Source organism: Aporhodopirellula sallentina SM41 (genome assembly GCF_000346505.1).
GTDB lineage: Bacteria > Planctomycetota > Planctomycetia > Pirellulales > Pirellulaceae > Rhodopirellula > Rhodopirellula sallentina.
Genome location: NZ_ANOH01000090.1, coordinates 13719 through 32892 on the forward strand (window position 1 = coordinate 13719; position 19174 = coordinate 32892).

Annotated in this window: 12 protein-coding genes and 1 riboswitch; of the genes, 7 read left to right on the forward strand and 5 right to left on the reverse strand. The window is 58.0% G+C overall.

Translation table 11 applies throughout. The features are described 5' to 3' along the window. Window positions 1-188: 188 nt before the first annotated feature. From fliD to RSSM_RS04915, 5 genes are all read left to right on the forward strand, one after another. Window positions 189-2549, forward strand: a complete 2361-nt coding sequence (gene fliD, locus RSSM_RS04895; RefSeq protein ID WP_008675202.1) for a flagellar filament capping protein FliD — start codon at window positions 189-191, stop codon at window positions 2547-2549. 606 nt (window positions 2550-3155) lie between these two features. Further along, a complete protein-coding gene (locus RSSM_RS04900; protein ID WP_008675206.1) occupies window positions 3156-5144 on the forward strand; it encodes an FAD-dependent oxidoreductase in 1989 nt (662 codons plus the stop codon). A gap of 1 nt (window position 5145) precedes the next feature. Continuing rightward, window positions 5146-6582, forward strand: a complete 1437-nt coding sequence (locus RSSM_RS04905; RefSeq protein ID WP_008675207.1) for an ammonia-forming cytochrome c nitrite reductase subunit c552 — start codon at window positions 5146-5148, stop codon at window positions 6580-6582. 150 nt (window positions 6583-6732) lie between these two features. Next, window positions 6733-7365 carry a Tll0287-like domain-containing protein gene (locus RSSM_RS04910; RefSeq protein WP_044301160.1) on the forward strand — a complete coding sequence of 211 codons (633 nt, stop codon included), beginning with the start codon at window positions 6733-6735 and terminating at the stop codon, window positions 7363-7365. A 51-nt stretch (window positions 7366-7416) separates the two neighbouring features. Beyond that, on the forward strand, window positions 7417-7836 hold the full coding sequence (locus RSSM_RS04915) for a globin family protein (RefSeq protein WP_008675216.1): 420 nt from the start codon (window positions 7417-7419) through the stop codon (window positions 7834-7836). A gap of 307 nt (window positions 7837-8143) precedes the next feature. On the opposite strand, the gene RSSM_RS04920 is transcribed toward RSSM_RS04915, so the two are convergent. The 4 genes from RSSM_RS04920 to RSSM_RS04935 form a co-directional block, all read right to left on the reverse strand. Next, window positions 8144-8731, reverse strand: a complete 588-nt coding sequence (locus RSSM_RS04920; protein ID WP_008675217.1) for a DUF6580 family putative transport protein — start codon at window positions 8729-8731, stop codon at window positions 8144-8146. Between the two features lie 164 nt (window positions 8732-8895). Continuing rightward, window positions 8896-9117, reverse strand: coding sequence for a DUF1289 domain-containing protein (locus tag RSSM_RS04925; RefSeq protein WP_044301161.1), 222 nt, complete (start codon window positions 9115-9117; stop codon window positions 8896-8898). Further along, window positions 9114-14882 carry a DUF4465 domain-containing protein gene (locus RSSM_RS04930; RefSeq protein WP_144059577.1) on the reverse strand — a complete coding sequence of 1923 codons (5769 nt, stop codon included), beginning with the start codon at window positions 14880-14882 and terminating at the stop codon, window positions 9114-9116. The genes RSSM_RS04925 and RSSM_RS04930 overlap by 4 nt, the downstream gene beginning before the upstream one ends. Window positions 14883-15005: 123 nt before the next feature. Further along, complete coding sequence (locus RSSM_RS04935; protein WP_236620947.1) at window positions 15006-15878, reverse strand: DUF1559 domain-containing protein; 873 nt, start codon at window positions 15876-15878, stop codon at window positions 15006-15008. Window positions 15879-15894: 16 nt separating this feature from the next. Here RSSM_RS04935 and RSSM_RS33600 point away from each other — a divergent pair, with 16 nt between their 5' ends. Next, a complete protein-coding gene (locus RSSM_RS33600) occupies window positions 15895-16071 on the forward strand; it encodes a hypothetical protein (RefSeq protein WP_008675222.1) in 177 nt (58 codons plus the stop codon). Then, a riboswitch (cobalamin riboswitch) is annotated at window positions 16050-16365 on the reverse strand. (Overlaps the previous gene by 22 nt.) Window positions 16366-16473: 108 nt before the next feature. Beyond that, complete coding sequence (locus tag RSSM_RS04950; RefSeq protein WP_008675227.1) at window positions 16474-17715, forward strand: DUF255 domain-containing protein; 1242 nt, start codon at window positions 16474-16476, stop codon at window positions 17713-17715. A gap of 186 nt (window positions 17716-17901) precedes the next feature. Here RSSM_RS04950 and RSSM_RS04955 read toward each other — a convergent pair whose 3' ends face one another. Further along, window positions 17902-19068, reverse strand: a complete 1167-nt coding sequence (locus RSSM_RS04955; RefSeq protein WP_008675229.1) for a response regulator — start codon at window positions 19066-19068, stop codon at window positions 17902-17904. Window positions 19069-19174: the final 106 nt, after the last annotated feature.

Below are 19174 nucleotides of genomic sequence, written 5' to 3' on the forward strand. Positions count from 1 at the left end.
ACGTGCGCACTACGTTTCAGTGCAGGTTTGGTATTCCAAAGCGTTTCAATGCAGGAATTCCCAACCAGATTGTCCGTACTCTACCGTGCGCAGTCGTTAAACCTGCCGATACACGTAATGTCGACGCACTCAAACCGGTTCGTTTGACAGTTTCACTTCCGAGGTTTCCCGTCCCACCTGGACGTATCATGGGCCGCATTCAATCATCTATCGGACTCATCACCGGCACCGACATTGTCGGAACAGTCGATCAATTGATGGCCATCAGTGCCCAGCCCCGCGACCGTTTGCTCTCCAAAGCCTCGGAACTCGAAGGACAACAGCAGCAAGTCTCCTCATTGACGGCGACGGTCATCGGCGTCCAAATCGCCGGCGACGCGTTGGGCAGCTCATCGCTGTTCCGCAGCAAAAAAGCGACCTCGTCGAATACCGAGGCCCTGTCGGTCACGACCAACGACAATGCGACCGCGGGCGACTACACCGTCCGCACGCTGCAAACCGCCGCCACTCACAACATCCAGTCGGCTCAGCGATACGACGCCCAAGATGAAGCACTCGGCCTGACCGGCAGCCTGACGATCCAACCGAGCGGTTTTGTCGACGACAAAGTCCTGCTCTCAACGCTCAATGACGGGCTCGGTGTCCAAGCAGGCAAGATCCGCCTGACGGACCGATCCGGTGCCAGCGCCGAAGTCGACCTGACCAACGCTCGCACGATCGACGACGTCCTCGAAGCGATCAACGACTCGGGCGTCGACATCCAAGCCACGACCAGCGACGGGAAAATCCGGCTGATCGACAAAACCGGCAAAACCGACTCCAACCTGCGCGTCGAACAGCTCGGGTCGGCCGAAACCGCCGCCGACCTCGGTTTGTGGGGAATCGACGAAGCCTCCTCCACCGTCGACGGCAAAACGATCGACCTGCCCGAGGGAACCACGTCGCTGCAGGGAGCCTCGCTCTCGCAACTCGGCGGCGGATCGGGACTCGGCACGCTGACCGATTTCGATATCGAATTGGCCGACGGCTCGACCGCGAATATCGACGTTTCCTCGGCCAACTCACTCGGCGAAGTGATCGACGCGATCAACGGCAGCGGTCTCGAACTGATCGCTCGGATCAATGACGCCGGCAACGGTATCCGCCTGCGAGACGTCTCCGGTGGCGGCGGATCGTTCACCGTCAGCAGTTCCGACGACACCGCGGCGAACCTCGGAATCGACGGGGCCAACGACGACTCGATCATCAACGGCAGTGACTTAAACCTGCAATCGGTCACGCTCGAAACCGAGCTCGCCGACCTGAACCAAGGTCGCGGCGTCGGCACGGGCAGCTTCACAATCACCGATTCCAACGGCGACACCAGTGCGATCAACATCGAAGTCGACGAGATCGAAACCGTCGGCGACCTGATCGACAAGATCAACGAACTGAACATCGACGTCACCGCGTCTTTGAACGAAGCCGGTGACGGAATCCAAATCGTCGACAACGCAGGCGGTACCGGTTCGCTCTCGGTCAGCGACACCGGTTCGAGCGAAGTGGCGGCCAACCTCGGCATCGCCGGGACCACCGAATCGAGCTCGCTCGTCGGCAGCGAAGCAACCACGATCGAAATTACCGCCGACGACACGCTCGATTCCATCGTCGAAAAGATCAACGAGTCCGGCCGTTACGCCGACGCCTCGGTCATCGCCAACGACGATGGCACTTACTCCCTGCAAATTCGCGCCAACAAAGGCGGCGAAGCCGGTCGGATCGGTATCAACACCACGGACCTCGATCTGAACCTGCGAACCGCGTCGCAAGGCCAAGACGCGGTGATCTCGATCGCGAGCGATGGCGGCACAACCCGTTTCCTGAATTCATCCGATGGCGTCTTCGAAGATTCCATCTCCGGGCTCGACCTGACCGTCAAAGAAGTTTCCAGCACACCGATTCAGGTTTCCGTCGACGACGACCCCAGCACCGCGGTTACGGCGATCAACCGGTTCGTCGAACAGTACAACAAACTCGTCGATCAAATCGAAGAGTTCACGTTCTACAACCCGGACAGCCAAGAGGTCGGTTTGCTGTTCGGTTCGACCGAAACCCTCCGGATTCAAAACGGCTACGGACGTCTGCTCACCAGCAGCCTGTCCGGCGCCGGCGAGATCAAATCGCTCGCGCAGATCGGCGTTCGGCTCGATGACACCGGGAAGCTCACCGTTGACGAATCCAAACTCACCGACGCGTTGAACACCAACGCGGATGCGGTCGACGAGTTCTTCAATCGCACCAACGATGAAGACGAAAACGTCGGCATGGTCGGCCAACTCAGCGACCTGGCGGATCGGTATGCAGGCACCGAAAGCGGCATGCTGATCAATAAATCGCAAACGCTTTCGACGCAGCTCGAACGGAACGCCGCTAGCGTCGAGTCGATGAACGCTCGGTTGGAATCACAGCGCGAGCAATTGCTCAACCAGTACTACGCGATGGAAGAAGCCATCGCCAAAATCCAGTCCAACGCTTCCTACGCGTCGGACATCACCTACCTCGGACTCTAAGCGGTTCCCAAACCGTAACTGGATTCACCCAGAATTCAGCCCACGCGCCGCACAACACGCGGCGTCGCCCCAGCCGAGATTTGGCAACATCGGCGGGGTTGTTGGAACGGTGTGAATAACGCGTTCGCTCTCAAAACGCTGAACGTTCCTTCTTTATTAACACGGCTAATACAACGGTTCACGCAACGCATCCGTATTCTCTTTCGTGATGCCAGCGAACACTTGTTCCTCGTTGCTCAATTCTGATGCAACGGATGCCTGTCGTTCGTGCAACCGATCGCGGCGAGTAGAAATGTTCGCATGCACATTTGGTTGCCCCCACGCGTCAACGCGTAAGATGCGCCTCCTCCTCACTGTCGACATAACCGTCGCAAACCACTCGGCATCGTGAATCCATCCGCCCCAAAGTGTGCGTGAGTATCCGATGCGCGTCGCCGACGCACACCAGCACACTTTTTGGAATGCGTTGTGCTTTTCCGGCTGTCCTGCATACAGCCATGCACATTTATTTCCTACCAAGTGCTAGCGTCGGATGGCTGAAGGCGCGAGCATTTCGACGGTCTCTCAATGCTTCTGTCCCCCCAAAGCACGACAGCCCCCCAAAGCATGACAGCAACGCCCGCTGACAATGCGACGGCGACACGACTGGTGGTCATTGGAGGAGGCATGGCGGCGCACGGCTTTTGTCGACGGATGGTCGACTCGCCTGCTCGTCCGGACTATGCATTGACGGTCTTTGGGGAAGAACCTCGCCCCGCCTATGACCGCGTGAACCTGTCCTCTCTGCTGAGCGGACGCGATGAGTCGGACCTGCTGCTCTCACCACGAGAATGGTACGAACAAAATAACATCGAACTCCACACCGGTCGCCGCATCACCGGCCTGGATTTGGCCAATCGCGTGATCACGGATCAACATGGTCATGTAGAACATTATGATCAGCTCGTTCTAGCCACCGGCTCTTACCCCTGGGTCCCACCGATCGGCGGAGCGGACTCGCCGGGCGTGTTCGTTTACCGAACGATCGACGACCTCGATGCGATTCGCAAATACGTCGAATCCCACGGTGCTCGGTCCTCCGCGGTGATCGGTGGCGGACTTCTCGGGCTCGAAGCGGCGAAGGTGATCAAAGACCTCGGACTGTCGACGACGATTCTCGAGGTCGCGCCCGGATTGATGCCGCGGCAACTCGACGCCCAAGCCGCCAAAGTCCTTCGAGAGCAGGTCGAGTCACTCGGCGTCGATGTCCACGTGACCCGCCGGACCAAGAGCATCGCGCAAGACGGCGAGCAATTGCGACTCGATTTCGAGAACGCCGATCCACTCCGCGTCGACATCGTGCTCGTTGCCGCCGGAATACGCCCGCGTGACGAACTCGCCCGTCAGGCGGGACTGAAACTCGGACCACGCGGCGGCATCGCCGTCAATCGGCATCTCGAGACGAGTGATCCCAACGTGTTCGCGATCGGCGAATGTGCCTCGGTCGACGGGCATATCCACGGACTGGTCGCACCTTGTTACCGGATGGCGGATGTCCTCGCGGCGAGACTTTCGAAACAGTCCGCTGAATTTATCGACAACGAAGAAGCCGTCGAGCTGAAATTGCTAGGTGTCCCCGTTATCACTCTCGGACGTGCGATCGGGGAATCGACTTCGGGGGTCGTCGTGACTCACGCGGGCGAAGACAGCTATCGCAAACTGATTCTCGAACAGGGACGCGTCGTGGGCGCCGCGTCGGTTGGCGAATGGGAAGACGTCAACCTGATCCGCATGTCCGTCGCTCAGCACAAACGTTTGTGGCCGATGCAGCGGATACGCTTTCTCAAAACGGGCACACCGTTCGCCGGTGGTGCCGGGCTGCCCATCCATCAATGGCCGGGCAACGCCACCGTGTGTTCGTGCATGAATGTCTCTCGAGCACAACTCGGCGCCGCAATCAGCGAGGGTTGCCGAACCGCTGCCGAACTATCACTCAGCACCGGAGCCGGAACGGCCTGTGGCACCTGTCGCAATTTGCTGTGCGAATTGGTCGGCCAAGGTCCGGAGAAGGTTCAAACACGCGGCAGCAACGTGGTCTTGGTCGCGTCGATCGTCGCTGCGATTCTGGCTGCCGCAATCGCGTTCCTACCGCCGATCCCGATGGCAACCAGCGTTCAGGATAGCTGGCGAGAAATCGACGCTTTTTGGCGAGACGGTTTTACCAAACAGGTCACCGGGTTCAGCCTGCTGTTTGTGATGTTGCTGGCACTAACGTTTTCGCTGCGAAAGCGGGTCAAGTTCGTTCGCTTTGGCGACTACGGATGGTGGCGGGCCGCACACGCGACGATCGGCACGGCGATGGTGTTGGGCCTGATCGTGCACACCGGAATCCGCATGGGCAGCAACCTCAACTTCGCCCTCAGTTCCACGTTCCTGGCATTGTCGTTCGTCGGCGGCTTGGCCGGCTTGGCGTCCTCGCTCGAAACCAAACTGACCGGCGACTCGGCCATGTTCGTCAGGGCATGGCGTCCCAAACTCACGTGGCTGCACATTGCCCTTTTCGTTCCGCTGCCCGCTCTGCTGGCTGGCCACATTCTGAGCGTCTACTGGTACTGAAATGAAAGGAGCGAAAAGATTGTGGCTTTGGTTCATCGGCGTCAATGTGGCATTGGTCGGGGTCATTCTGTACTCCGCAATGGCACCGGGTGCATTGACCAAAACGATGCTGCTGCCGGGCGAAACCAGCCATGGGCACTACCAAATCGAAATGCGCTGCGACGTCTGCCACACCGAGGGCAATGGCATCCGCGAGGACGCCTGTTTGGATTGTCATGCCGAGGAACTGCGGCTCGCCAAAGACACTCATCCATCGAGCAAGTTCAACGACCCGGTCAATGCGGAAATGCTCGCAACGCTCGACGCACAGAGTTGTTTGACATGTCACCGCGAACACGTCCAAGAGCAAACGCTCGAGATGGGGCTCACGATGCCGTCTGATTATTGCTACCACTGCCACCAGGAAACGCTGGAATCCCGCCCCAGTCACGCAAACTTCGCGTTCGACTCCTGTGCAACGGCTGGTTGTCACAACTACCACGATAACCGAGCCCTGTACGAGAACTTCCTCAACAAACACGCCAGCGAAGAAGACTTCCTGGCCGAAATGGTGGGACTCGTCCGCCCGGAGAAAACACCGGTTTTTACCGCACCGAATAAAAACACCGCCGGCCTAGCTGCCGAGAACACAGCCGATATCAGTGCCGAAATTACTGCCGACGCACCGGAAACTTTCCCGAGCGATCCAGTGATCCTCGAAGAGTGGGCGTCAACGGCACATGCCGCCGCGGGCGTCAACTGCAGCGACTGTCACGCTCCTCTGACCGTTTCGGATACGAGCACTCCTAACCAACCCAGCGAAACGGAACCGACGTGGGACGCCGCGGTCTCGCACGAGACCTGCGGCCGTTGTCACGAACAACAGCTCGAAACATTCCTGCAGGGACACCACGGGATGCGATTGGCGCAGGACCTTTCGCCGATGACGCCGGCTCAGGCACGCCTTCCGATGCACGTCGACGCCGCCCATCGCGAACTCGATTGCAACGCCTGCCATACCGGCCATCGTTTTGACACGACGTTCGCATCGGTCGACGCATGCTTGACGTGCCACAACGACGATCACAGCAACGCGTTTCTACAAACCAGCCATTTCCAAGCATGGCAATCCGAACTCGCCGGCGACTCACCCCAAGGTAGCGGAGTCACCTGTGCGACCTGCCACATGCCACGGCTCGAAGACGACGACGGTGAAGTTTGGGTCCAACACAACCAAAACGCGAACCTCCGTCCTAACGAAAAAATGATCCGAGAGGTCTGCATGCATTGCCATGGCCTTGCGTTTTCAATCGATGCCCTCGCCGACCGAGAACTGATCCGACAATGCTTCGGATCGAGTCCCTCGAAACATGTCGAAAGCGTCGACCTCGCCCAATCCTGGTTCGAAGAAAAGGAACGTCAAAAGGAGGCTCGAAGAAAGAAACGACAGTCCAAATAACCCACCCATTTTTCATCCCGCGTTCGAACGCCTGATTGCCCGGTACCCAATCACTCAGTGACCCAAAAATCAATCACTCAGTGCCCCAGTCCCGAACACTCAGTGCAATCGCAAACGTTTGACCCAAGCATATCGTTAAAGGAATTCATCATGACTTTCAGTCGTAAAACTACCCTCTCCGCGCTCGCCCTTTCGAGTGTGTTTTGTCTCGTCGCCGCAACATTCATGGGATGCGGCGGCGGAGCCACAGCCTCCGTTTCACCGCCTCCTCCGTCGGAACCCGGCATCCCCTACAAAAAGTTTGCGGACGCCGTGCACGCGGTGATGATGGCCGACCGAACCGTCTACGCGTCCAAGGTCGTGACCCGGCTCAAGAAACAGGACGCCCCTGTTGAGCCGAGCGAGTACTGGGAAGACGAAGACCACACCATTCCATTGCCGGCCCAAATGTTCCGAATGGGGTCAGAGTTGGTCTTTGAGAATCCCGAGGCCGGATTCACTTACGCGTTGAAAAGCAAGTGGCCACTGAACGAACAAAACCGGCCCAAGAGCGAATTCGAAGTCAAAGCACTCGACTACATCGCCGAACACCCTGACGAAAACTTCTATGGCGAAGAAGAACTCGGCGGCGACAAATACTTCGTCGCTGCCTACGCCGACAAGGCCGTCGCGGAAGCGTGCTGGAGTTGCCATAACGATCACGGCAACCGCGAAGACGACTACCCCGAGTTCAAGAAAGACGACGTCATGGGCGGCGTCATCGTCCGAGTTCCGATGCAGTAACCACGCACCGCAAACCATTCATATCCAACACATCATTTAGGAAACATCACGATGACCCCCGAACAAGTCACGCTCGTCAAAGACAGTTGGGAAAAGGTAAAACCGATTTCTGAAAAGGCGGCCGAACTCTTCTACGACCGTCTGTTCACTCTCGACCCGAGTCTCAAGTCGCTCTTCAAAGGCGACATGTCCGAGCAGGGCAAAAAGTTGATGGCGACCATCTCGCTCGCCGTCGCCTCACTCGATCGGCTCGAAACCATCCTGCCGACCGTTCAGGCACTCGGTAAAAAACATGCCGTCGAGTACGAAGTACCCGAGTCGAGCTACGCGACGGTGGGTGAAGCGCTGATCTGGACGCTCGGCCAGGGCCTCGGCGACGACTTCACCGACGACGTGAAAGAAGCTTGGCTGCTCACCTACACGACGCTCTCGGCCGCCATGCTCAGCGGAACGGAAGAAGCAGCCGCCTGAACGCGGCCGCGGCAAATGTAGGCCGGATGAAGGAGAAACGTAGGCCGGATGAAGGAGGCTTCGCGACGCCCATCCGGCAGAACGGATCAACGCCGGAACGTCGCTGCGCTAGGTCCGGCCTACAAAGACGATCCAACAATCACGCAGACAAATTAGCCGATGTGTGTTAGCACCGGTTCGATGTGTGTTAGCACCGGTTCCTCGCCCCAACCGCGGCCAACGCCGACCGGCTGATGCGTTTGGAACGCTACCGGTGGGACTGCCGGAACGTCGCTGCGCTAGGTCCGGCCTGCAATAATCTGCCGTTCTAACGTGCGGCGACCATCGCGGTTGCCCGTGCACCGGACTTCACACCGACCAACGCGTATGCACCAAACAGGACTCCGGTGTAAACCAGATCGCCACTCAGGGTGAACTGGAAAAATGGAATCGCTGCGGTGTAGCACGCGACCAATCCTTCCAACGTCGGCGGATAGAAACTGACATAGTGTGCGAAGTTCGTTGTCAGGAAAAACAACACGCTACCGATCAAACTGCCTGTCACGATCCGGCCGCAACTCGCTGCGTTCATCGACAAACCGTTCGCACCACGGACGAACCGGGCACCGATCACCAGGTTCATCAGCAAGCACCCATAGATGACGGGCATCAATGGATGAAACCCGAGAAACATGTCACTGATCAACATCGATCCGACAATCACCGCCGCCGCGATGGCGGGACGCAAACAAACGGCACCGGCGAAGATGCCGATCGCTGCCATGGGCGTGAAGTTCGGTGGGTGAGGCAACAGGCGTGAGGCGACCGCGACCACAACGGCGGCGCCGACCAAAGTAGCCTGTGACGCCGAGACAGCAGACAGCGAGCGTCGAATTCGTGCGGTAATCGTGTTCATAGCAGCGTTTCTAGAGAGAGTAAGAAGGGACGTTGTTTGCAAAAGCCTCACACGAGAAACTCAGTCAACCGAACCGCCAACGGGCGTTCGCCTCGGTCTTCGATGCAACCGGCGACTAAATCGATTCGACGGTTAAGTTCTCGGATAGGCCCTAAAGGATTGAGTTAGCTATCATCTTGCCCGCACGACGCAGACAAGACGGATTCAAAGCGTCTTCGTTGCACGCAATTCAAAATGGAACGTTTTTCGTCCGTCGATGCAATCGACCAACGTCCAATTTCATTGAGTGTTCGAAAGCAACCACGACAGATCTGTTGATCATCGACCTGGCAAATTCCAGTGCACGGCGATCGTGGGATCGAAAATGTACCGTTCGAACGCGTCATCGTCGTAGCTCCGATTGTAGGGAGTCTGACGTTGATAACAATTCGAGTTCGCTCATCGCGACGTCAACCGAGACGGGGTCGATACGATTTGCCGCAGCGTCCAACCCGATCTCGACGGCTTCCACGCCGTCACCTGAGTTTTCGTTCGACACTGCCTCAATGCTCAGCGTGTTCAAGGAAACCGGTGCATCCGCGATCCGCTCTGCATCCCGTATCCATTTATCGTTCGATTCGACTTCTTCCGCCGGCGTGACGACAGGCGATCCAGCCATCGACTCGGCCGCCAACAGATCAACCGATGGCTCGGACGATGGTGCACCGCCGTCATTCTCGTTCAACCAATTGATTACTTGCAACGCATCGAGCGCCGTCACCAACCCGTCGCCGGAAACGTCGTAGTAGACTCCCGTCAGGTCATCGGTCGATTGCGGATCAGGCAATTCAAACGAAGGGTCCGCGTTGAGACGATTGATGATCACCAGAGCGTCCGTCGCGGTGACACCGCCACTCGCGTTGACGTCCTGGGCGAGCACAAAGTTTCGCCACGCCTCGTCGGTCGCGACCTGCACACTGACGTCACCCGAAGTCACCGCTGCGGACAATTTGCCATCGACCATTGTCATTTCACCCAACCGCCAATCACCGGTCCAGCGAAGCGTTTGACCGGTCGTGGAAACGATCAGGGGAAGCGTTCCACCGTTCACCTGCGACAACTCATCGAGATCCAAATCGAACGTCAACGGATCACCGGCGTCGGCAACATCAGACGTGCCCAAGACAACCGTTTCAAACCCGATCACTCGGTCGTTCAACCACGCCGCCACATCGACGGCTTCGGCTTCATCTAAATCTCCCGGTGCGATCACCGCCGTATCAACACCCGCACCGCCGTCGACTTGGTTGAATCCCTTAGTGTGCAACCAAGCCGAGTCGCTGCCCCCGGACATCCTCACGGTGACTGACGCGGCATCGACCGGGTTCAGCGTGAATTGCTGCGACGCGTTGCTGAACAGCAAATCGATTCCCGAGTCGTCGTCGTATTCATCAATCACCACGTCGAACTCGGTGCCGACGAGGTGGTTCACACCGTCGTGTTCGAGGGTCAACACCGCTGGCAAATCATCATTAAAGATTTCGATCGTGCCATCCGCGCCGGCGAATCCTTCCGCACTCGCGGTCACCTGAACAGTCAGATCATCGCCGTACTCCGCGTCATCGCTCAGCACCACGGGGACACGCACACTATCCACACCGGCGGGGATTACGATCGAATCAGGAACCGACAAGCGACTAGGCGAACTGGACGCGAGTGTCACTTCCAACGGTTCACTCGTGTCGGCGTCATTGCGATGCACGACCATCGAAGGAACAGTAGCCGATCGGTCGATCAGCAAGTTATCGATCGCGAAAAAGGCCGGCGTGTTCATTCCAAATTCGCCGACATCGGACGATTCAAACGAGAACTGCAAACTCGATGCAGCCGACAGAGAACTCAAGTCCACCGTCGTCCAGTCATCAACAATGTAGTCGAGCGAGTCATCTTCGAAACGGTAGTCGGCAAGATAGAAATCGATTTCGCCAACGGATTCACCGGAGGCATCGAGTCCCTCGATCGTCAACAAGAAGTAATCCGGGTCGGTGCCATCTTCGCCACCGAATTGCTTCGCAAAGAAGTCGCCATCACGCATCGAAAGCGCTGCGTAGGTTGTGTTCGTGATCGAGATCGATTCGAACGTCGCCCCGGAAACATCATCCGGCATCGCAATCGTCAACGGGGACGCGCCATATCCGCCCGCAATCGCAAACGTGTCCGATCCTTCCGCGCCACCTCCCGGTTCGGACGCGTCCACGTTTGCGTAGGCAGAAAACTGGTTCCCAAACCCGGCGGTCGTGACGTCGGTCACGTTGGACAACGCCCACCCGCTCCAACTGCCCCAGACCGGGTTGTAATCCGTCGGGAAGGCGAACGATTCCGCCGTGAATCCGCCCATCCCGTCCGAACCGTTGTTGAAACTCTCGGACAACAGCGTCGACCCGATGTCTTCAAAATCGACCAATTGCACACCGTCGGCTTCGCTCGCAGTCTCGTCAAACAAAGTCAACGTCAACGTCTCGGTGTCATCCTCGAGAAGCGATACTTCTGCAGCTCCTGACACGAAACCGTCTGCCATTGCCGTAACGTTCCATTGGCGTTCGCCGTCAATCAACGCGTCAACCAATGCGTTGTCGATCCAGGCCACCGGCACGTCGACACTCGATTCGCCCTCAGGAATCACGACCGTCATTGGCACGATCAGTTCGTCTCGATCGCTACCTAATTGAACTTCTATCGCCTGCGACGTGTCGGCGGTGTTGCGTGAGATCGAAATTGTCGGCAGCGTCTCGGCGTTGGGGGTGAGCATGACATTATCAACGGCAAAGTAAGCCGGCGTGTTCATGCCGAACGAACCGTTGTCCGACGAAGACAGGCTCATCGACAACACTTCCGCATCGCCGATCGGGCTGACATCCACCGTCATCCACTCATCCACGATGTAGTCGAGGCTGTTGTCATCAAAGCGATAGTCCGCCAAGTAGAACTCCACCTGACCGATGGAATTGCCGTCGCTGTCGAGGCCGTCAATGGTCAACAAAAGGAAGTCCGCGTCGTCGCCCGTTTCGCCTCCGAACTTTTTCGCAAACGCATCACCGTCACGCATCGACAATGCGGCGTAGGTTGTGTTGGTGATTTCGATTGACTCAAACGGCTGGTCACCATCGCGCGAAATCAACGCCGGCGAACCGGCATACGCGACCGCATAAGTCGACGAACCGTTCGCACCCGAACCAGTGATCGCGGAATACTGGTTCCCAAATCCTGGCGTGGCCGTGTCGTTGGCACGGCTGATCGAGAACCCGGACCAAAAATCAAAACCGAACGAATTGCTAAACGAGTTATTCAACGACACAGGACCGCTGACAAACCTCCCACTCGCCCCGGCGTTGTTATCGAACTCGCCATCGACCAAACCACGACCGAGCAACTCGAAGTCGCCGATCGCAATCGCGTCGGCTTCTGACAAACCGTCTTCTGGCGCGACAACACTCAGGGTCGGTTGATCGGTTTCGCTCACCGTCAGCCCGACCGCTACCGGCGTGACGTTTTGCGCAACCGCAGTAATGCCTACCGTCAGTGGACCGGTCACGATTCCGTCACCGATCACCTGCATCGTGTGTGTCACCGAATCGGATCCGATGGGGATCACGACCGTTCCCGCCCCCGACACACGGTCGCCGAGCGTCGTAGAGATCGTCACCTCTTGAGCAACATCGAGCGACGCGTTCACGCGCCGCACCAACACCTGGAACGGTTCCGCTTCCGATACTTCCGTCAACGGATCGCCCGACAAATCTTGCAGCTCGATCTGCAGGCTCGCCGTATCGTTGTCGACAACGTTGACCTCCACCGACGAGGAAACAAAATTCTCGTTGCTGGCCAGCACCACGTAGCTCGACATCAGATTGTCGATCGTGTCATCGATCACTTCCACGGTGAACGTCGCTGACGCGTTTCCCGCGGGGATCACGACTTCGTTGGGCACCATCAACGGTCCGCCACCGGGCAGCGACAACGAAACGATTACGGCCGATGTCGTGTCGACGGTGTTGCGAGAAACCGTGACCATTTGGGTGATCTCCGGCGAGTTTTCACTCAGTTGGAAAGAAACAGGGTCAACCACCAATTTAGGGAAGTCATCTTCGCTGACCGATACCGAAACCTCCGCGTCTTCGTGCGAGCCCGAGACGGCGTGAATCACACCGGTGCTCCCGCCGCCAAATACTTCATCATCGAGCACTTCGATCGTGACATCCACCTCGCGGACCCCCGCATCGAACTGAACCGACGTGGGAACACTCAGCACGCCATCGAGATCATGGCTGAGCGTCACCTCCAACGATCCATCTAGGTCGGCATCGTTTCGTCGAAGAGTAAGCGTTCGTTCGCCTTCGCCCTCGACGGCTTCGAGACTCGCAGTGTCAAACGAAATCGCCAACGTTTCGTCGTCCTCGATGACCAACGACCGTGTCGTCGGCAACAGGGTCTCGACCGTGGCGGTCACCTCCAGCTCGCGACTGTCCGTCGGCACGTCGTCATTCGTCGGGGAGATTTCAAACTCGACGTACGCGGCACCGACCGGGATCGTCACTGACTCGGGCAAGGTCGCTTGGTCCGTTCCCGTTCGCTGCAAATTCACGTCCACCGGCGATGACGAATCCTCCGTCGGGCGAGAAACGCGAGCCGTAACGCTCTCGTCTTCGCTCGTCACATCGGTCTCCAAATCCATCGGCACTGCCGCGCGGAGCAACGTCACGTCATCAACGGCAAAGAACGCTGGCGTATTCATCCCGTAGGAACCGTTATCGCTCGACGTCATGCTGAACTGCAGCGACCGAGCCTCCGAGAGCGACGAGACATCCACCCGCGTCCATTTGTCGAGAATCGTATCCTGCGAATTGTCTTCAAAACGATAGTCGCCCAGCATCACGCTGACGTCGCCGACCGGATTGCCCGACGCGTCCACGCCCGTGATCGTCAACTGAAGGAAGTCAGGCTCGTCGCCGCTGTCACCGCCAAACTTCTTGGCAAACGAATCACCGCTGAGCATCGACAATGCGGTGTAGGTTGTGTTGGTCACGTACAAAGAATCGAAACGCGACGCACTCGCCGGATCGAGCGTGATCGTCGGAGGAGCCGCAGGCTCGGTCGGGGAAACGTCAAAGAAACCGACCGCGAATGTATCCGATCCGTCGTACCCGCCGCCCGTGATGTTGCCGAACTGGTTCCCGAAACCAGCCGTCGCCGCGTCAGTCGATTTCGAAATCGACCACCCCGTCCAACTCTGCCACTGCGTGTCGTAGTTGCTATTGAGCGAAATCTCGTCTTCGGCAAAGACGCCTGCGCCACTCGAACCATTGTCCGTGCCCTCGGCGGGCAGCCCACTGCCGAGCGTTTCAAAATCGACAACCACTTCACCGTACTCGACCTGGTGAATCACACCGATCGCATCGAGATCCAACCCAGCCGAACCGAACGTCGGCGTTGGGTCATAGATCGGATCGCCATCGGAATCGACCGTCAAACCATCACCAACAATGTCCACCAAACGTACATGAGTCACCGAGGTGACATCGAGCCCCGCCGTGCCGCGAAGCTCCTCGAGGTCGAACGGTGTTCCGTATCCGCCGCGATACTTTCCGGCCAAGTTATCGATCTGCGTCGGATCCACTTCGCCGTAACTCGGCACCGCCGCAGGCGTCAGTGAATCGCTGTCAAAGCGAACAAAGTTCACCCCGTCGGACGAGACTTCGACGAACGCGAGTTCCAAGAACGTGTCGTTGATCGCGTTTTCGAAAACCGCAAAGTCGGCACCGAGGCCGTCACGGATCGGCGTCGCGAACTCGAGCGTGATCGAACCACCACGGCCGAGCGACACGACACCGTCGAACTCACCTTCGGCCGGACCGAGCGCGTTGGAGGTGTCCGTCCACTGCGCGTCCACGTCCGATCCCGGTGAGTAGTCGGCAACCGCCGAGGCCCATCCGACGATCGCGGAATCCTCAAACGCAATCGCAGTCGATCCGTCTTCTCCTGCGGCCGGTGCGTAGGGTCCCGCCGCGAGCAAACGCCGGTCTTCGAGTCCCTGCATCAACAGTCGCCGTTTGAACGGTTGGGTTCGTTGTCGTTTCACGGTTCGTTTGGACGCTCGTTTGGAAGTTCGTTTCATTCTCATAGTTGGTTTCATCATGTTGTTCTTCGAGCTCGTTCGCTCATCCGTCGCGATCACTTGCTTCGCTACACGTATGGGTTGCGTCGGTATTGAATGCATATGCTGAAGACTCGGGTCCGTCTAAAACTCGGTCACCTGTTCATGTCCGTTTCGGGTGCAATAGGCGGCTAACACTTCCAGGTCGATTTGTTCGACGACGAACCGCGTCGCGCCGTCGCCGAGCAAGACCATCACGCCACCGGGATGAAAACTCCGCATGTCGTTTTCGAACGCGGGAGCCTTGTTGATCGGGAACGCTTGATCGAACAGATTGCGACCGTTGATCCATTGCCCGTCAGGGAACTCGGCATCTTCGGCCACGACGATCGTGTGCGAACTGCCGTCGAGCATGTCGCGAAACCCCAACGCCCGATCATGGATCATCATCCCGCGGGGTGGGTTGTTCGTGCTGACGATCCGCTCGCCGAAGATCCCTCCGTAGTCCGTCACGCCCATTTCATCGATGCGTGGTTCGGATCGCGGCGTGCTCGGACAAACGTATGCCGGCACCACTTCTCCGGCCGCCTCCGCGTTGGCGGGATCGTCAAAAGGCAAGTTGAAATCGATCTGCTCGGCGAGCGCCGACTGTTCCATGTAAGGCAGCACAAACGCCGACCACGCAAATTGTTTTCCGCCCGAGACTTCAGGACGAACCTCGATCGCACCGGGAGGAAAATTGTTAAACGCCGAGTGATAGTTGTGCAGAGCCAGCCCGACCTGGTGCAGGTTGTTTTGGCATGACGCACGTCGCATCGCCTCGCGAGCCGCCTGGACAGCCGGCAACAACAACGCGACCAGCACGCCGATGATCGCGATCACCACTAGCAATTCGACCAACGTGAACGCTGCGGGGTGAGTCACCGCGACCTGCCGAGACTGCAAACAAAATCGACCCTGGCGACAGAACACCGCACTCGCCGGGCGGGCATCGTTGGTGGGAGAGCAAAGTGGCATCGGTAATCGATCAACCATGAACAAATGCTCGGACAACGGTCGCGACCCATTTCGTCGCGTTTTTTCGCTGCGGCATTCGCTCCAAAAGGAAACGAGGCAGTTCCTGACGCTGGTCTCGCCCAAGAAGACCCGCACGCGAACGATCGGTCATTCCGATCCGCACACGATGCGTTTGACGCCCGATACCTGGTAGGTCTTCTGACTCCCGGCGCTTCCCACAAACCTTGCCTTCTCGCCGGAAACTGCCCGATTCGGCCCGCATGATCGCGGACGCCGGGAGGCAATGTGCGGCAATGGCCAAGAAAAGGATTGGGTTTTAGATTCCCGCGTTTCGTTGCTGAAAATCGCAAAAACAGCGATTTCCACACAAAACACCGCGAATCGTGGCGTCGGATACAGCGGCCGGGCCGTCTCGGAATCTCACCGAAGTTCCCTGTTCTCGCGACGGCCAGCCAGCCGTCACGGCACCAAGTATCGTTGCCGGGGAGTATCAGCGGGCTTGCCTAAATTGTCAATGACAAAGATCTGGCGGCGAAATCGGAAAATCAGTTAACTTCCATTCAAGCCGTCTAATCGTTACAGCCGATCCAACCCCATGACGGACCCCGCGATCCTGTGGGGACGCAGCAATTTTGCATACAGACAAGAAGGACTTTGTCCAATGCGACTCGCATGGCTACGACAAATCAAGACTCACACCACGCTTATCGTGAGCGTGTTCGTTGCGAGCAACACGCTCGGTCTCGGGCAGGTTGCCGCCGAAATTCCGTGGCGCAGCGAGCTGACCAAAGCACACGCCGAAGCCAAGGCACAAAACAAACCGCTGCTGCTGCACTTCTACAGTGACAACTGCGTTTGGTGTGACCGGCTCGAAGCCGGCGCGTTCCAATCGCCCGAAGTCGCCAATGCCGTCGCCGGCGGGTTCGTCCCCGTCAAAGTCCACGCGGGCAAATCGCCTGAATTGGCCAAGATGTTCAAAGTGACGAAATTTCCGACCGACGTCGTCGTGACGCCCGCCGGAAAAACACTCGCCCACTCGGTCAGCCCACAGGATCCGAATCGCTACATCGCGATGCTCGCCCAAGCCGGCAGTCAAATGCTGCCCGCTCAAGCCACGCCGCCCGCACCGACCGCACGCCCCGGCCAAACCCAAGCCCGACTCGCCTCGGCACCGCAACAACCTGCGACACAGCAACCACAATTGCCGGTCAACGCGTCGGGCAGCTTCGCGATGCAACAGGTCCCATCGCCCGCACAACAACCAGCACACCCACCGACCGTGAACCCTCACGCCGGATTACCATTGCCCGGCGGAGCAACCGCACGACTCGCCGGTGCACGCACCGACGGCATGTCGCTCGGAATGCCAGCCCAAATGGCACCGCCCGCAACCGAACAGCTCGGCGCCGCCGTTGAGCCCACACCTGCACCGGCCCCCGCGTCGACTTCGTCACCGAAGCTCGCCATGGAAGGCTACTGTGCCGTCACCGTCATCGACGAAGACAAATGGGTCGAAGGCAATCCCAAGTTCGGCGTCGTTCACCTCGGCAAACTGTATCTGTTCAGTTCGCAAGAAAAGATGGAAACGTTCCTCGCCGACCCGATGCCCTACACACCCGTGTTGAACGAAATCGACGTCGTGCGATTCTTTGAAGAACGCCAAATCGTTCCCGGCAAACGCCGCTTCGGGATGCGAGATCCGATCCATCAACGGATGTTCTTCTTCGCCGACGAAGCCGCCATGAACCACTTCTTCAACGAGTACGAGCGTTACACCGACGCCGCGATCGAAGTCATGGCACGAGCAGTCGAAGACGCTAACCCCGACGCTAGCTAACTCCGACGCTACCGAACCGAAAGGCTGGGGTAAAACAGCGTCTAGCTATCGTTGCCAACGTTCACCAAGCCTGACTGTTATGGCCGCTGTGAACGTTCCATTAAAACGTAGTGCGACCGAAATGGAAGTTTAACAACGTCCATTTCGGTTTCTTGGTACCGGCCGTCTACCTGGTCGATCGCCTGCTTACGCGAAACTCAACGCTTCGGTTTCGCATCGCGTGTTCGAAATCGAACTCGACACGATTGCCACATCGTAACGGCTCAAAGTGGGGTCGTTTTGCATGTTCTCGATCATCGGTCGCGTCAGCGGTCGGCCGCCCGCGATCACGTTGCATCCCTGTCCGTTCTTGATATCGCGGAAAGGAATCATCCCAGGCTCCAGCTCTTGGATCGACAGCGTCTGCACACAGAGTGCGTCCCGGTTGTCGTTCAAACTTTCAACCGCGCTGACCATGCGGTCGGATAGCTCAGGCATGATCCGCCGAATCGTTGCCGACGCTGCTTCGACGCACATGCCCTTCATCGTCAAATAGTTCCAGTAGAACACGACGCGTAGCAACAACGCGGACGTCTCTTCGCGGCTGCCCGATTCCTGATAGCGTTCGGCTTTGGCGACCAATCGCAACAGATCGCCGATCCAATCGAAACGCGGAATCTTCTTCAACAGTCCAGCCGACACCGAACAGATTCTTGCAAACAAACGTTTGTGCTCGTCCGAACACGGATCCAGCCGTTCAAACAGTTCCGCCTCTTGCGGCGATAGCATCGCGATCCCCACCAGAAACACTCGCGCCGCGATACGCTCTTCCCACCCTAACTCGATCGCCATCGAGTTAGCCAAATCATTGACCGACTCGAGCATGCGTCCGGTATCGATGTGACGCCCGTCAGGCATCTCGATCAGGTCCGCCATCAAATCCAACGTCCCCGAGATCGTCCCGCTGAGCATGTCCTTTGCCGACACAGACGATTGGTATTCCGCCTGGGCGGCTCCGAGAGCGGACACGAGTTCTTCAGGCGGACAGGGTTTGGAAAGGAACCGAAAAACCCGTCCGTCGTTCACGGCTTGGACCGCAGTCTGCAAATCCTTGTTCGCGGTCAACATCATGAATGTCGCATTGGGCATCTTTCGGCGCAGGTATCCGATGGTTTCGATCCCGTTGACGTCCGGCATTTGCATATCGACAACGACGACCGAGAAAGGTCCCGACGCATCGGTTGCTTCCAACGCAGGCTTGCAACCTTCTGCCGTAACGATTTCGAACTCGGATCCCAGTTTCGCATTTGCGGCGCCTTCCAAATAACGCAGCAAGATTGGGTCGTCATCGACGAACAGCACTTTCTTTAACATCAATATGCCCCAACGGATTCAGTACACACCGGTCACAATAAGCCTGAAGGCCCGGTGACATTTTCGCCCCCCGTTTAACATGACCGACTTTTGGAAAAGTACCTTT

Bases quoted from the DNA above. Each gene is read 5' to 3' on its own strand.
- RSSM_RS04900 (WP_008675206.1), top strand. From the start codon at position 3,156: ATGACAGCAACGCCCGCTGACAATGCGACGGCGACACGACTGGTGGTC.
- RSSM_RS04905 (WP_008675207.1), top strand. From the start codon at position 5,146: ATGAAAGGAGCGAAAAGATTGTGGCTTTGGTTCATCGGCGTCAATGTG.
- RSSM_RS04955 (WP_008675229.1), bottom strand. From the start codon at position 19,068: ATGTTAAAGAAAGTGCTGTTCGTCGATGACGACCCAATCTTGCTGCGT.
- fliD (WP_008675202.1), top strand. From the start codon at position 189: ATGGGCCGCATTCAATCATCTATCGGACTCATCACCGGCACCGACATT.
- RSSM_RS33600 (WP_008675222.1), top strand. From the start codon at position 15,895: ATGAACAAATGCTCGGACAACGGTCGCGACCCATTTCGTCGCGTTTTT.
- RSSM_RS04910 (WP_044301160.1), top strand. From the start codon at position 6,733: ATGACTTTCAGTCGTAAAACTACCCTCTCCGCGCTCGCCCTTTCGAGT.
- RSSM_RS04915 (WP_008675216.1), top strand. From the start codon at position 7,417: ATGACCCCCGAACAAGTCACGCTCGTCAAAGACAGTTGGGAAAAGGTA.
- RSSM_RS04925 (WP_044301161.1), bottom strand. From the start codon at position 9,117: ATGACGCGTTCGAACGGTACATTTTCGATCCCACGATCGCCGTGCACT.
- RSSM_RS04950 (WP_008675227.1), top strand. From the start codon at position 16,474: ATGACGGACCCCGCGATCCTGTGGGGACGCAGCAATTTTGCATACAGA.
- RSSM_RS04920 (WP_008675217.1), bottom strand. From the start codon at position 8,731: ATGAACACGATTACCGCACGAATTCGACGCTCGCTGTCTGCTGTCTCG.
- RSSM_RS04935 (WP_236620947.1), bottom strand. From the start codon at position 15,878: ATGCCACTTTGCTCTCCCACCAACGATGCCCGCCCGGCGAGTGCGGTG.
- RSSM_RS04930 (WP_144059577.1), bottom strand. From the start codon at position 14,882: ATGAAACGAACTTCCAAACGAGCGTCCAAACGAACCGTGAAACGACAA.